Here is a 14,962-nt window from a genome sequence, read left to right as displayed (position 1 = left end):
GCCGCAATAGGTCCGAGTGGCCCGCGGAAAGCTACCCGCGCACCGCCGCGACGATCGCCGACACCGCGTTGTCGACCGGCACCTCTGCGCTCTCGCCGGTGAAGCGGTCGCGGACCTCGACGACGCCGTTGGCGTAGCCGCGGCCCACCACGACGACGATGGGCATGCCGAGCAGTTCAGCGTCCTTGAACTTCACGCCGGGCGACGACTTGCGGTCGTCGAGCAGTACGTCGAGACCCTCGGCGTCGAGTTCCTCGGCCAGCGACGTCGCGCCGCCGATCGCGGCCTCGTCCTTGTTGGCGATCACCAGGTGCACGTCGTAGGGCGCCACCTCTGCCGGCCAGCGCAATCCCTTGTCGTCGTGCTGCTGCTCGGCAATCACCGCGACGAGGCGTGACACGCCGACGCCGTAGGAGCCCATGGTCAGGCGGACCGGCTTTCCGCTTTCGCCGAGTACATCCACCTCGAAGGCATTGGTGTACTTCTGCCCCAACTGGAAGATGTGACCGATCTCGATGCCCTTCGCGGCCACCAGCGGCCCCTTGCCGTCCGGCGAGAGATCGCCGTCGAGAATCTCGGCGGCCTCGATCGTCCCGTCCGGCGTGAAGTCGCGCCCGGCGACGAGTCCGACGACGTGCCGGTTGGGCTGGTCGGCACCCGTGATCCACGCCGTGCCGTCGACGACGCGCGGATCGACGAGATAGCGAACACCGTTCTCCTGCAGCGCTTTTGGCCCGATGTAGCCCTTCACCAGGAACGCGTTGGCCGTGAAGTCGGCCTCGGTGAGCAGCTCGACCTCGGCAGGCTCCAACGACGCCTCGAGCCGCTTGAAGTCGACCTCGCGATTGCCCGGAACGCCGATGCCGAGCAACTCCCACTCGCCTCCGGGTTCGCGGACCTTGACCATCACGTTCTTGAGTGTGTCCGCGGCGTCGAACGTCCCGTCGAGGGTCTCGTTGGCCCAGGCCACGAGCGTCTCGATCGTTGTGGTGTCGGGGGTCTCGTGAACCTGCGCCTCCGCGAGGCCGTCGAACGGAATCGATTCGGGCGCAGGCGTGACGACGGCCTCGACATTGGCCGCGTAGCCCGACTCCACGCATCGTACGAACGTGTCCTCGCCGACCTCGCTCTCGGCGAGGAACTCCTCCGAGGCACTGCCGCCCATCGCGCCGGACGTCGCGGCGACGATGACGTATCGCACCGCGAGCCGCGCGAAGATGCGCTGGTAGGCGTCACGGTGCGCGATGTAGGAGGCCTTCAGACCGTCGTCGTCGAGGTCGAACGAGTACGAGTCCTTCATGACGAACTCGCGTCCACGCAGGATGCCTGCGCGCGGACGTTCCTCGTCGCGGTACTTGGTCTGGATCTGATAGAGGATGACCGGCAGATCCTTGTACGACGAGTACTCACTCTTGACCAGTTGCGCGAAGATCTCCTCGTGCGTCGGACCGAGGAGCATGTCGGTGCCCTTGCGGTCCTTCACACGAAACAGGTTGTCGCCGTACTCGGTCCAGCGGGCAGTCGTCTCGTACGGTTCACGCGGTAGCAGCGCGGGCAGCAGGATCTCCTGCGCACCAATCGAGTTCATCTCCTCGCGCACGATGTTCTCGACCGCCCTGAGCACACGCAGTCCCAGGGGGAGCCAGCTGTACACGCCCGGCGCGACACGCCGAACATATCCAGCGCGAACAAGCAGCTTGTGGCTGGGAACCTCGGCGTCTGCCGGGTCATCGCGCAGCGTACGCAGGAACAGCGTCGACATCCGTGTGATCACGGTCGATCAGTCTAGTCGGCCACCGCACACGGTTTTCGGTCCCGTCCGCATGGCCGGATACAGTGTTCGACGTGCTCGTCATCCTCCCGCCCTCGGAAACCAAGTCCGACGGGGGTTCCGGCGCCCCACTCGACCTCGACGCACTCTCGTTCACCGAACTCAATCCGGTCCGCAAACAGATCGCCGACGCCGTCGTCGACCTCGCCGGTGATCTCGACGCGAGCGTCAAGGCACTCGGACTCGGCAAGACACAACTCGCCGAGGTCGACCGCAACGCCGACCTCTGGCTCTCCCCCACCCGCCCTGCCATCGAGCGCTACACCGGCGTGCTCTACGACGCCCTCGACCACCGATCACTGACCCGCGCGGGCAAGACGAAAGCGGCAGACCGCCTCGCGATCGGGTCGGCGCTGTTCGGGGTCATCCGGGCGGGCGACCGGATACCCGCGTACCGCCTCTCGGGCGGATCCACACTGCCCGGCTTCGGCACACTCACCTCGGCGTGGAAACCAGCTCTCTCGAACGCGCTCGACGCGGTGGACGATTTCGTCGTCGACCTGCGCTCGGGGATCTACCAGCAGTTGGGCCCCGTCTCTGGCGCGGTGACCGCCACGGTGATGACAGAGGCGCCCGACGGCACCCGAAAAGTGGTGAGCCACTTCAACAAGCACTACAAGGGGTTGATGGCCCGCGAACTGGTACGGACGCGCCGAAACGTCCGTGACATCAACGCCCTCGCCGCCGTGCTGTCAGACGCCGGGCAGCGCGTCGAGATCCCCCGACGCGACGAGATCGTCGTCCTGACCGACTGATACCGATCCCCATGACCTCTGCCGTCCCCGCGCACGAATTTCCAGACGTCGTCTTGTCGCATTCCGGCGGCGATCCGATCACACCGGTCTGGCTCAATGATGTCGGCGGCGTCACCTATCGGCTCGGCGAAGGCCCGTCCGCCCGGTACCTGAAATGGCAGCCACCGACAGACGAGGTCTCCCTGGGCGCCGAAGCTCACCGACTCTTGTGGGCGGCGCAGTTCGTCGCGTGTCCCACCGTGCTCGACGCTGGATACGACGAGAGCGCAGAGTGGGTGCTGACGGCCGCAGCGCCGGGGGATTCGGCGGTGTTCACACCGTGGCTCGAACACCCCGAGATCACCGTCCCAGCGCTCGGTCGAGGTCTTCGCCGTCTGCACGACACGCTGCCCACCGACGCGTGTCCGTGGACGTGGTCGCCCGCCGAACGCATTTCCGACGCACGGTCGCGCGGCATCGACGTCCAACTCGAGGCCACAGATGCCCCCGCGATCGACCGCGCGGTCGTGTGTCACGGCGACGCGTGCTGCCCCAACTTCCTGCTGTCAGACCCCGGACAGGTGACGGCGTACGTCGATCTGGGCAGTCTCGGCGTCGCAGATCGCTGGGCCGACATCGCCGTCGCAGCCATGAGTACGGTGTGGGACTACGGACCCGGGTGGGAACGACCGCTGGTCGAGGCGTACGGCGTCGACTTCGACGAGGAGCGAATGAGCTTCTACCAGCGTCTCTGGGACTCCACCTGAGACCTGATCAGTGGTCGCGGATGTTCTGCGCGATGTCCGCGTCGAGTCCGGCGTCCGCGGCTTCTTGCGCGGCCTGCCCCTCGGCCACCTGCTCGGGGGTGAACCGCATGAACAACACGACGACCGCGGCAATCACCGCGATGCCCGCGCAGCACGCGAAGGCCAATCCGTAGCCGTTGGCCTGCGCTGCGAGTTGCGTCGCGTTCATCGTTTCCACGGGCGCGGTGGTGCCGCCGAGTGACAACGCGCGGGACGTCACGAGCGCGCCGACCGCGACCAACCCGATCGCACCGCCGAGGTTCTGGGCGACCTGCGCGAGCGCCGTGAGCGGCCCGATCTCATTCGGCCCGACGCCCGCGACAACCGAGAGTGTCAGCGGGATGACAGCGAAACCGACACCCACGCCGATCACCACGACAGGGATGAGGATGCTCGGGAAGTACGCGGGGGCCTTCGACGCGACCGACGCCGCGTACAGGCAACCGGCCAGAATGATTGCGCCGCCGCAGAGCACCAGCCACCGCGGCTGAACATGCAGCGCGAGCTTCGACGCGATCGCAGCCGCGATTCCGAGGCCGAACGCGAACGGCACGACCGCGAGACCGCTCTGAACGGGGCTGTACTTCAGGATTCCCTGGAGGTACAGCGAGATGAAGACCGCCATACACATCATGATCATGCTGGCGAAGAAGATGGCGACCAGCGCGGCCACGCGACTCGTGTTGTCGAAGAGAACGAACGGCAAGATCGGGTTGCTGGCACGTCGCTCGACTATGACGAACGCAACAAGAGCAAGACCGCCGAGAATGAACGAGCCGATGACGATCGGACGGCCCCAACCGCTCGGGCCCTCGTTCACCGCGAGCACCAGCAGCGAGCATCCCAGCGTCGCGAGCACGGCTCCCGGTAGGTCGAGGGACAATCGCACACCCTGGGATTCGCGCAGGACGAAGTAGGCGCCGACAGCGACGAGAAGGCCGATCGGGACGTTGATCAGGAACACAAGACGCCAGGAGACCTGGGTCAGCACACCACCGAGGATCAGACCCGCGACAGAACCGATACCGGTCATCGCCGCGTAGATCGCGAACGCCTGACTGCGCGGTTTACCCGGCGCGAACGTCGTGGCGACCAGGGCCATCGCGGTCGGCGCTGCGACGGCCGCCGAGGCACCCTGCAGGGCACGTCCGACGATCAGGCTCGTCTCGTCCCAGGCCAGGCCACACAGCAGTGAGGTCACGGTGAAGGCCGCGACGCCGATCACGAACATGCGCTTGCGCCCGAAGGTGTCGCCGAGTCGACCACCGAGGAGCATCAACCCGCCGAAAGCCAGGACGTAGCTGCTGATGATCCAGTTCGCGCCGGACTCTGACAGTTGCAGCGACTCGCGGATCTTCGGAAGCGCCAGCGCAGCGACCGTACCGTCGAGCACCATCAGTAGCTGCATTCCGGACAGCACAAGGATCGCGAGTCCGAACACCGGCCGGTACTGATTGGTGTCCGACGCCCCGGCCGCGAAATCCAGCCGGTGTGCTTGCCCAGGTGACGACGACATAGGCTTCGACGCTACCGCGCCCCTGCGCGTATGTGCCAATTCTCGTTGGCGGATAGGTTGTATGCCCACTCGGCTGGATACAGCGCCCAGTCGGCTGGATACAGCGCCCAGTCGACGGCCCGGCGCCCTAGCGTCGCGCTGATCGAGACTCGTCCCCCGCTGATCGAGCTCTGTCGAGATCACCGAACGCCGCGACGGCATCGGCATCGTCGAATCCCGCGACGGCGCCGATCACGACGATCGCGGGTGGCTTGAGTCCTTCGCGCACGGCGGTCTCGCCGGCGTGGGCGAGGTCGGTGCGGATGAGGCGTTGGGTCGGCAGCGATCCGTTCTCGATCATCGCGACCGGGGTGTCGCCGGGCTTGCCGCCTGCCAGGAGCGCGTCGGCGAATACGTCGACACGTTCGACGGCCATCATCAGCACCAGCGTTCCGCGTAGCTGTGCGAGCACCGACCAGTCGATGAGCGAGTCGGGGTGCCCGGGCCGCACGTGCCCCGAGGCGATCACGACCTCATGGGTGACGCCACGATGCGTGACGGGGATGCCGGCAGAACTGGGCACGGAGATGGGGCTGGTGATGCCGGGGACCACGGTCACCGGAACCCCTGCGGCCACGCATGCCTGCAGCTCCTCGAAGCCGCGACCGTAGACATACGGGTCGCCACCCTTGAACCGCACGACGAACTTGCCCTCCTTCGCTTTCGAAGTGAGGACGTCGTTGATGGCCTCCTGCTTCATCGCCCGCCCGTAGGGCACCTTCGCGGCGTCGATGATCTCCACCTGCGGACCGAGTGAGGCCAAGAGCTCCGGTGGCGCCAACCGATCCGCGACGACGACGTCGGCCGCCATCAGCAGTTTGAGTCCGCGCACGGTGATGAGGTCGGGGTCGCCCGGGCCACCTCCGACGAGCGCGACGCCCGGCGGGTGCGGCTGCTCGTCGACGTCGAGTGAGCCGTCGGCCAGTGCCCGCGAGATCGCGGCGCGCAAGGCCGCCGACAACCTGTGGTCGCCGCTCGCCAGCACCCCGAACTGCACGTCGCGGTGTCGCCCCGACGCCGGGGTGACAGCACTGCCCCACCGCGCTTCGTCGGCCCGCACACAGAACGTGTGTCGACGCTCCGCCTCGGCGACGACCGCTGCATTCACGTCGGGATCGTCGGTGCACGCCATCGCGTACCACGCCCCGTCGAGATCGCCGTCGACGTACGCACGCTTGTGCACGACGACCCCGGGAAACGACTCGACGGCGGGCGTCGGATCAATCGCGACGACCTCTACCCGCGCGCCGGCGGCCACAAGATTCGGAAGTCGACGCTGCGCAACCGACCCACCACCGACGACAACCACCTTTCGTCCGTGCAGATCGAGCCCGGCGAGATAGTGGACGTTGTCGCCACTCTTGTCGTTATCGCCACCGGGGACCGCGGACGCATCGTCTGACATGGGTGCTGATCCTACCGACGAGACGCGCGTGCGTCCGGATCGCGACGGGTCGGCCCCGCAAGAGGCGGACCGCCCCCTCGCGATCGTCGAGGATCACCCATTCACGGGTTCACCAACTCAGAGCGGTAGCTCACCGACGCGTCGGACGTAAGACCACACGTCGGCGGCGGGCACCCCGAGCCGGTGCGCCGCGGACTGCAACAACGCGCCGAGGAGGATCGACGAGCAGTACTCGCCTGCAGCGGAATCCGTTGCGTGGGTGCGGATCTCATTCCACCGGGTCGGGTTGTGCAACGTGGCGGCCTCGGCCATCATGATCGCCTCGTCGAAGCCTTCGGGGACGTCGCGCTGGTCGGTGGTCTCACGCTCGCACGCACCGCAACACCCGTCACAATCCCGTGCCCCGGCGTCGTCCGCGGGCGAGATCGCCAGTGCCAGCCTGTTGTCGATCACGGTCACGCTCCCGCCCTCGCCTTCTTCGCCTCGCGTTCGAGTGCGCGTTCGCGGGCGCGCTCGAACTTCTCGACCTTGACGTTCATCTCTTCGAGGTAGTCGGCCAGTTTCTCCCGGTACATCTCACCGAGCGGCCCGAAGTCGTCGCGTTCGAAGATCCGCCACTTGCGCAGGACCGGCATGACGACCTCCGAAAGATGTTGCGGCAGATCGTAGATGCCGCCCTTGGCGATCAGCACTGCATTGCGCCGGAAGTTGGGCATCGTCGCGCCGGGCATCTGGAAGTTCGACACGATGCTGTAGATGGCGCACATCGCCTGATCGGGAACCAGGTCGAGGGCGCCCGCAACGACGTTGCGGTAGAAGAGCATGTGCAGGTTCTCGTCGGCGGCGACCCGCTGCAGCATGCGGTCGGCGATCGGGTCGCCGCATGCCTTGCCGGTGTTGCGGTGGCTCACACGCGTCGCGAGTTCCTGGAAGCTGACGTAGCTGACCGCGAAGAGCATGTCGAAGCTGTGGTCACGCTGACCGTCGTCCTCGGGCAGCGGATTGAAACCCGACGTCATGTGCGCCATGCGGGTCTCTTCGAGTTCCACCGGGTCGACGCCGCGGGTCACGACGAGGTAGTCGCGCATCACCGTTGAGTGACGCATCTCCTCGGCGGTCCAGCGCCCCACCCAGAAGCCCCAGGCGTCGTCGAGGGAGAAGTTCTCCGCGATCACCCGGTGATACGACGGCAGGTTGTCCTCGGTGAGCAGATTGGTGATCATCGCGGCCTTCGCGACGTCGGAGAGCTGCGACTGCTCCGGATCCCAGTCGATGCCACCGAGAGCAGCGAAGTTGCGCCCCTCGTCCCAGGGCACGTAGTCGTGTGGATGCCAGTCCTTGGTCATCTTCATGTGCCGCTCGACCTCGGTCTCGCACACGGGAAGCAACTCCCGCAGCAGATCCGAACCGGTCATTCCGGTGTCGCTGATTCCTGGCCCGATGAGGCTCGTCACTGTCTCTCCTCGCTCTCGTCGTCGACGCCGCGCGTAGCGGTGCGTCGTCCGGTTCCGCTCGGCCCGACCACCGACCTCCACCGACAGATATTCACTCTCGCGTGTGACGCAGGGGGCGTGAGTGAGACCAAAGTCCCGAGTGGATGGGGACCGACGTCGCGAACTCAACTTCGACCTGCGGTAATTTCGGTACATGCATTCCGAAGGTCAGCCGGCCCCCGCGGCGTCAGATCCCACGGCGTCGGACACCGCGCCGGACGAGTCGAGGGTGCGCGTCTTCCTCGTCGACGACCACGAGTTGGTGCGTCGAGGTCTCCGTGACCTGCTCAGCACGGCCGACGACATCGAGGTGGTCGGCGAGGCCGCGTCGGTCGGCGAGGGCCGCGTGGGCATCCTCGCCGCCAAGCCCGACGTCGCGGTCCTCGACGTCCGGCTCCCCGACGGCAACGGCGTCGAATTGTGCCGCGACGTGCGTGCCGCCGAACCCGAGATCCGATGCCTCATGCTCACCAGTTACGCCGACGACGACGCACTTCTCGCCGCGGTACTCGCAGGTGCGTCCGGCTTCGTGCTCAAGCAGATCCTCGGCCATAACCTCATCGCGGCCGTACGGACCGTCGGACGGGGCGGCTCACTGCTCGACGACCGTTCGACCGCCGCACTGCTCGCCAAGCTGCGCGACGGCAAGAACAAGCCGTCCGACCCTCTCGCAGAGCTCACCCATCAGGAACGCGAGGTGTTCAACCTCATCGGCGACGGGCTGACGAACCGCCAGATCGCTCAGCGAATGTTCTTGGCGGAGAAGACGATCAAGAATTACGTCTCACGTATCCTCGCCAAGCTCGACATGCAGCGACGCACCCAGGTCGCGGTGATGGCCACCAAGATCCGCGACGGCAAGGCCTGAGCCGCTAGGTGAGCGGCACCGACCAGGTCAGCGTCGTCCCCGACGAACGGCCGGGCGCCACACGAGGATTGGTGACGACGGTGAACGTGCCGTCGCATTCCTCCGCGCGGCGCGTGAGGTTCTCCAGACCGCGGTAGGTGACGTCGGTACTGATACCCACCCCGTCGTCGGTGATCTCGACCGACAGCACGTCGTCGGCGCTCACCGACACCGAGATGTGCTCGGCGTGCGCGTGGCGCAGCGCATTCGACAGTCCCTCGCGCAGCACGGCGTCGATGTGTGGCCCCAGCGTGTCGGGGACAACGGTGTCGACCGGGCCGTCGAATTGCACGCTCGGCGCGATCGGCGCGTGGACCGAGAGTTCGGACACAATGTCGAGGACGCGGCGCCGCAACGTCGCGGTGTCGTGATGCCCGGGGACGGTCTGCAGGTCGAAGATCGAGGTGCGGATCTGCGCGATCGTGCGGTCGAGGTCGGTCATCACCTGTTCGAGCCGCTCGGCGCGCGCGGCGTCGTCGAATCGCACCGACGCACCGCTGCCGCCCGCCGCGAGCATCGTCTGGATCGACATGCCGATCGCGAACAGTCGCTGGATCACGTGGTCGTGCAGGTCGCGGGCAATTCTGTGGCGGTCGGAGAGCACCTCGAGGTCGCGGGCGACCTGTTGCTGCTCCGCATAGACCATCGCCAACGACGCCACTTCGGAGACGCCGGCCAGGCCCGAGGCCTCCTCGGCCTCCCACACCGGCTCGTCGACATGTGTGATGACGATCCACCCGAAAGCCCCCGAGGCGCGCGCAAGCGGTTGCACCGTCGCCCAGCGAGCACCGCGCCGACCGAGTGCGGGCGAGAGATCGGCGATCGGCACGATCGACATCCCCGTCCCCGTCGGCGCCGAGAACTCCGCGGGATCGAACTCGATCGGCCCGCCGGTGTGGCCGCTGAGCACGATGTCGTCTCCGCTGTCGCTCTCGTCGCTCAAGATGAGGACGTCGGAGGCGCCGACCAGGTCGGCCACGTCGGTACACATCCGAGACAGCGTGTCCTCCAACGCGATTCCCGAGAGCGGCTCCGAGCCGCGACGCACCAGCACCTGCATCCACCGCTGCCTCGTGCGTGAGCTCTCGAACAACTGGGCATTGTCGACGGCGATCCCGGCGGCCACCGCGAGGACCGCGATCAGCGCTTCGTCGAGCGGCGAGAACTCGTCGGCGCCACGCTTCTCGGTCAGGTAGATGCGGCCGAAGTTGGAGCCACGGATGATGATCGGAGCACCGAGGAATGTCGTCATCGGCGGATGGTTCGCCGGAAAGCCCACCGACGCAGGGTGTTTCGCCAGATCCGGAATGCGCAGGATGTGGGGGTCGTTGATCAGGACCCCCAGCACTCCCTTGCCGACCGGCAGCGACCCCATCGCAGACCGCTCGTCCGGAGTGATCCCCGTGTACACGAACTCCGACAGCCCACCGTCGGGACCGCGCACACCCAGCGCGCCGTAGCGAGCATCGACGACTCCGACAGCAACTTCGACGATCCGCTGGAGGGCTTCGTCGAGGTCGAGTCCCTGCCCGACGACAAGCACGGCCTCGAGCAGATCACGCAGGATCGCAGGATCGTCGACGCCGTGCTCACGCAGGATGTCGAGCACCTGCGCAACCTTGCTCTCCGCCATCACGTCTCCTTCGGCTCGCACGCGCGCACGAACCGCGCAATCGATGTCGGCACCGCCGCCGGGTGCACGTGCAGATACGACGCGTGGACATTCGACGTCGCCACGCCGTGCACCCCTGATGCGCCATGATGGTCACGCCACGCCCACGCAGGCGCCCCGGCATCGAGTTCGACAACGCTGCGGTGGAACTCGTGCCCGGTGACCCGTTCGCCTGGCCGATAGAGCACCGAATCGGTGACCGCCACGGCGTCGCGATATCCGAGGGTGAGCGAGGGACCGAACCGACCGACCGCGTCGATCACCCCGGTCATGTGATGCCCGTCGAGCTCTCGCGTGAGGTACAGCAGGCCCGCGCACTCCCCGTGGATGGGACCACCTGCGCGGTTCAGCGTCGCGATGTCTTCTCGCAGTTCATGATTGGCCGCCAGCTTGTCTGCGTGTTCCTCGGGGAATCCCCCTCCGACGACGAGTCCTGCTGCGCGCTCGGGCAGGCGGTCGACCAACGGATCGAACTCGACGACCTCCGCACCGGCCGCGCGCAACAGTTCCGCGTGCTCTGCGTACCCGAAGGTGAACGCAGCACCCGCGGCGATCGCAACGACTGGGCGTCCGGAGTGGGGACGAGCAGAGTGCGGACGTTCGGATCGCGCGCCCTCCTCCGCGTCTGCGATGGCGTCGGCCGCCGACCACGGCGCCGACAGCGTGACGCCGCCCAATTGCGCAAGCGCGACGATTGCGTCGAGATCGAGTGCTGCGCCGACCATTTCCGACATCGCGTCGACGGCCTCGACAGCCTCGACCGACCTCTCCGCGGCGGGGATCAGCCCCAGGTGACGAGAGGGCACCTGAAGGCGCGAGTCGCGACGCAGCACCCCGAGCACGGGCATTCCGACACGCGCACAGGCTTGTCGCAGCACGGCTTCGTGTCGCGGAGAACCAACCCGATTGAGCACGACACCCGCGATCCGCACCGACGGTTCGTAGCCGACGAAGCCGTGCAGCAGCGCCGCGAGCGACTGACTGTGACCCGCGGCGTCGACGACAAGAACGACCGGCGCGTTCAGCAGTGCTGCGACGTGCGCGGTGGAGCCCGTGCCGATCGGGTCCGCGTCGGCGACGTCGTCAGCGGTGATCCTGCCGTCGAAGAGCCCCATGACACCTTCGACCACCGCGATGTCGGCGTCGAGACTTCCGGCCGCGAACAGCGGCCCGATCAGGTCGGCTCCGACCAGGTTGGGGTCGAGGTTGCGACCGACACGTCCCGCGGCGACCGCGTGATAGCCGGGATCGATGTAGTCGGGCCCCACCTTGAACGGCGCAACCCGGTGCCCGGCGCGGCGTAGCGCACCGATCAGCCCGGTGCTCACGGTGGTCTTGCCGCTGCCCGACGACGGCGCGGCCACGACGACTGTGGGGATCGACGTCATGTCGCCCTCGCCACGCGGCTCACCACTCGATTCCCTTCTGGCCCTTACGTCCCGCGTCCATCGGGTGCGCGACCTTGCGCATCTCAGTCACCAGGTCGGCGGCGTCGATGAGTGCCTCGGGAGCACGACGTCCGGTAATGACCACGTGTTGGCGGCCGGGTCGGTCGACGAGTGTCCGCACCACCTCGTCGGTGTCGATCCATCCCCAGTCGAGGGGGTAGGTGAACTCGTCGAGCACGTAGAAGTCGTGCTGCTCGTCGGCGAGACGACGGGCGATCTCGGCCCAACCGGCACGTGCCGCCGCGGCATGGTCGTCGGCGACGTCGGCATTGGCACGCAGCCACGACCATCCCTGGCCCATCTTGTGCCACTCGACGGGCCCGCCGATGCCCTGTTCGGTGTGGATCTCGCCGAGCGCGGCCATCGCCGACTCTTCTCCCACACGCCATTTCGCGCTCTTGACGAACTGGAAGACCGCTATGCGCAAACCCGCATTCCATGCGCGCATCGCCATCCCGAACGCCGCCGTCGACTTTCCTTTGCCGTCACCGGTGTGCACGGCCAGTACCGGCTGCTGTCGACGCTGCCGGGTGGTCAACCCGTCGTCGGGGACCGTCTGCGGAACACCCTGCGGCACAGTAACTCTCCCTATTCTCGCGCGGACTCGGATCAGGCGGCCGACGTGCGCGACTGACGCCGGTCGGCGGCGGGGGCCGACAACGCCGCCACCGACAGCTCGTCCATCCGCATCGTCTGCGCCCCGAGGCGCACGGCAAGATCCGCGGCGAGTCCGAGTCGAACCGCGCCCTGCTCGCAGTCGACGACGACGCTGTCGATTCCGTTGCGCCGTATACGCTGCGCCGCAACCGATGCGCGTCCGGCGGCGTCGGGGCCCGCAGTGGCCCGACCGTCGGTCAGCACCACGAGCAGCGGTCGACGTCGCGGATCGGCTCGTCGGGCACGCTCGATGACCCGCTGCGCCTCGATCAGCCCTTCCGCCAATGGGGTTCGGCCACCGGTTCTGATGTCGGCGAGTCGCCGCACAGCGATATCGACCGATTTCGTCGGGGGCACAGCGAGTTCTGCACGCGATCCGCGCGCCACGATCACCGCGACCCGATCGCGCCGCGTGTACGAATCGCGCAGCAGGTCAACGCATAAGCGGCTCACAGCGCTCAGTCGCCTGCGTGCCGTCATCGACCCGCTGAGGTCGACGACGAACACCACCAGGTTGCCCTCCTGCCCGATGCGTTGTGCCCCACGCAAATCGACCGGTGCAACTGATAGCCGCTCGGACGTCGTCGATATCTCAGTAGTGGCCACCGAACGCCCTGCGGCGCGCAGCACTGTCCCGAAGAGGTGGACCGGACCTCCCGGCGCGAAGTCGGTGTCGGACACGGTGTGCCCGCGACGACTTCGTGCGCGTGACCGCTTACCCGGATCGCCGTCACCGACGCCGTCGGCCCGCAGGCGCCGCATGCGGACACCGGAACTCGACGCCGCGGCACCGAACATCTGGCCGCGCGGCGGTTGCTGCGACTGTCCGGAGACGTCCTGCTCGACAGGCTCGTCGCTGGAATCCTGTTGCGGGCCAGTGGGATCGGAGTCAGCAGGATTGAAGTCAGCGGAAGACTCGTCGCGTTGCTCGGGCGCAGGAGCACCGTCGGGTCCGTCCGGGTCGGGCTCCGGTTCTTCCGGAGGGCCCGCGGCGTCGTCGCCTGCCGACAGCGCGTCGTCGAGTTGCTGCTCGGACATGCCCGACTCGTCGAAGGGGTCGCGTCGACGACGGTGTGGCAGAGCGAGTTCGACGCCGACGCGCACATCCTCCTCGGTCACCGACGTGGCCCCGCGCAGTGCCGCATGTGCGGCCGCGGTACGTGCGACGACGATGTCGCCGCGCAGTCCGTCGACGTCGAGGTGCGAGCAGATGCCTGCGATGCGTCGCAATTCTCGCGCGCTGATCTCGACACTTCCCACGGTTGCGCGAGCGGCGGCGATCCGGTCGGAGAGTGCTCGCTCGTCGTCGGCATACCGCTCGACGAAGCGATCGGGATCGGCGTCGAAGTCCATCCGGCGTCGAATGACCTCGACGCGGTCGTCGACCTCGCGCGCCGCGGTGACGTCGACGGCCAGCCCGAAACGGTCGAGCAGCTGCGGACGTAGTTCTCCCTCTTCGGGATTCATCGTTCCGACGAGCACGAAGTCGGCGGCCTGGGTATGTGAGACGCCGTCGCGCTCGATGGTCACCCGCCCACTGGCCGCGGCGTCGAGCAGCACGTCGACGAGGTGGTCGGCGAGGAGATTGACCTCGTCGATGTAGAGCACACCCCCGTCGGCACGGGCAAGCAGCCCGGGCGTGAACACCGCCTCACCGTCGCGCAGTACGGCCGTCAGATCCAGCGACCCGACGACGCGGTCCTCGGTGGCACCGATCGGCAGTTCGACGACTCTGCCTGCGGACGGCTCGTCGCCGCCACCGTTTGCCGTGTCCTCGTGAGCGATCAGTGGTCCGAGTCCGCGGACGATGGTCGATTTGGCCGTGCCCTTCTCGCCGCGGATCAGCACACCGCCGATGCCCGGCGACACCGCGCACAGGATCAACGCCAACTTCAGCCGCTCCTGCCCCACCACGGCGCTGAACGGATACCGCGCAGGCGTGGCGCTCACCGGAGCCGCGACAGCGTGCCTACCGCTCATGAGCGCGTGCTTCTGGCGGGTCGGAGCATCGAGACGTGCGGAATGCCGTCCTCGAGGTACTCCTCGCTGTCGACGACGAAACCGAACTTCGCGTACATGTCGATGAGATAGCTCTGCGCCTCGATGCGGCACGGATGCTCGCCGACCTCGGCGAGCGCTGTCTCGATGAGACGCGCGGTCATTCCCTCGCCTCTGCGGGACCGGTCGGTGCACACTCGCCCGATCCGATACATCTCGCCGTCACCAGGTGCCCCGGAATCCTCGAGGAGCCGCAACGTCGCGACCACACGGCCCTCGTCGTCGGACACCCAGAGCTGGCGGGTAGCCGGCTCGAGATCCCGACCGTCGAGTTCCGGGTACGGGCAGGACTGCTCGACGACGAACACATCCACCCGCAATCGCAGGATGTTGTACAGCGTCTCGACGTCGAGGTCGGCTGTGAAGCTGCGATGAAGCTGCCCAGAGGTCATGGTG

At 67.3% G+C, this 14,962-nt stretch carries 13 protein-coding genes; 3 read left to right on the top strand and 10 right to left on the bottom strand.

The genetic code is table 11. From position 1 onward, the window contains the following. Positions 1–31: 31 nt before the first annotated feature. The gene (locus ACRVY7_RS11130) at positions 32–1,762 is read right to left on the bottom strand and encodes a proline--tRNA ligase (protein WP_431817500.1); all 1,731 of its coding nucleotides are present in this window, start codon (positions 1,760–1,762) and stop codon (positions 32–34) included. Between the two features lie 83 nt (positions 1,763–1,845). On the opposite strand from ACRVY7_RS11130, the gene yaaA reads away from it, so the two are divergent. Together yaaA and ACRVY7_RS11120 are read left to right on the top strand one after the other, a co-directional pair. Then, complete coding sequence (gene yaaA, locus ACRVY7_RS11125; protein WP_431817116.1) at positions 1,846–2,586, top strand: peroxide stress protein YaaA; 741 nt, start codon at positions 1,846–1,848, stop codon at positions 2,584–2,586. Between the two features lie 11 nt (positions 2,587–2,597). Beyond that, a complete protein-coding gene (locus ACRVY7_RS11120; RefSeq protein WP_431817115.1) occupies positions 2,598–3,332 on the top strand; it encodes a phosphotransferase in 735 nt (244 codons plus the stop codon). A 7-nt stretch (positions 3,333–3,339) separates the two neighbouring features. Here ACRVY7_RS11120 and ACRVY7_RS11115 read toward each other — a convergent pair whose 3' ends face one another. The 4 genes from ACRVY7_RS11115 to ACRVY7_RS11100 form a co-directional block, all read right to left on the bottom strand. Then, positions 3,340–4,887 (bottom strand): MFS transporter, encoded by a 1,548-nt coding sequence (locus ACRVY7_RS11115; protein WP_431817114.1) that lies wholly within the window; start codon positions 4,885–4,887, stop codon positions 3,340–3,342. Positions 4,888–5,014: 127 nt separating this feature from the next. Continuing rightward, complete coding sequence (cobA, locus tag ACRVY7_RS11110) at positions 5,015–6,331, bottom strand: uroporphyrinogen-III C-methyltransferase (protein WP_431817113.1); 1,317 nt, start codon at positions 6,329–6,331, stop codon at positions 5,015–5,017. A gap of 117 nt (positions 6,332–6,448) precedes the next feature. Further along, positions 6,449–6,790: a hypothetical protein gene (locus ACRVY7_RS11105; RefSeq protein ID WP_331436594.1), complete on the bottom strand. Its 342-nt coding sequence runs from the start codon at positions 6,788–6,790 to the stop codon at positions 6,449–6,451. Further along, positions 6,787–7,785, bottom strand: a complete 999-nt coding sequence (locus ACRVY7_RS11100) for an acyl-ACP desaturase (RefSeq protein ID WP_049697115.1) — start codon at positions 7,783–7,785, stop codon at positions 6,787–6,789. Before ACRVY7_RS11100 ends, ACRVY7_RS11105 begins: the two co-directional genes overlap by 4 nt. Before the next feature lie 193 nt (positions 7,786–7,978). Here ACRVY7_RS11100 and ACRVY7_RS11095 point away from each other — a divergent pair, with 193 nt between their 5' ends. Further along, on the top strand, positions 7,979–8,692 hold the full coding sequence (locus ACRVY7_RS11095; protein ID WP_049697114.1) for a response regulator: 714 nt from the start codon (positions 7,979–7,981) through the stop codon (positions 8,690–8,692). Between the two features lie 4 nt (positions 8,693–8,696). Here the strand turns inward: ACRVY7_RS11095 and ACRVY7_RS11090 are convergent, their stop codons facing one another. Genes ACRVY7_RS11090 through ACRVY7_RS11070 form a run of 5 tightly spaced genes read right to left on the bottom strand, consistent with a single transcriptional unit; the run spans position 8,697 to position 14,958 of the window. Further along, positions 8,697–10,364, bottom strand: a complete 1,668-nt coding sequence (locus ACRVY7_RS11090; RefSeq protein WP_431817112.1) for a GAF domain-containing sensor histidine kinase — start codon at positions 10,362–10,364, stop codon at positions 8,697–8,699. Further along, positions 10,364–11,791 carry a cobyrinic acid a,c-diamide synthase CobB gene (locus ACRVY7_RS11085; protein ID WP_431817111.1) on the bottom strand — a complete coding sequence of 476 codons (1,428 nt, stop codon included), beginning with the start codon at positions 11,789–11,791 and terminating at the stop codon, positions 10,364–10,366. The genes ACRVY7_RS11090 and ACRVY7_RS11085 overlap by 1 nt, the downstream gene beginning before the upstream one ends. A 19-nt stretch (positions 11,792–11,810) precedes the next feature. Then, positions 11,811–12,428, bottom strand: a complete 618-nt coding sequence (gene cobO, locus ACRVY7_RS11080; RefSeq protein WP_431817110.1) for a cob(I)yrinic acid a,c-diamide adenosyltransferase — start codon at positions 12,426–12,428, stop codon at positions 11,811–11,813. Positions 12,429–12,460: 32 nt separating this feature from the next. Further along, on the bottom strand, positions 12,461–14,488 hold the full coding sequence (locus tag ACRVY7_RS11075) for a VWA domain-containing protein (protein WP_431817109.1): 2,028 nt from the start codon (positions 14,486–14,488) through the stop codon (positions 12,461–12,463). Continuing rightward, entirely contained in the window at positions 14,485–14,958 is a 474-nt protein-coding gene (locus tag ACRVY7_RS11070) for a GNAT family N-acetyltransferase (RefSeq protein WP_431817108.1), read from the bottom strand. Before ACRVY7_RS11070 ends, ACRVY7_RS11075 begins: the two co-directional genes overlap by 4 nt. Positions 14,959–14,962: the final 4 nt, after the last annotated feature.

Source organism: Gordonia jacobaea, from assembly GCF_965344965.1.
Taxonomy (GTDB): Bacteria; Actinomycetota; Actinomycetes; order Mycobacteriales; family Mycobacteriaceae; genus Gordonia; species Gordonia jacobaea.
This window is presented reverse-complemented; position numbering and strand designations above follow the sequence as displayed.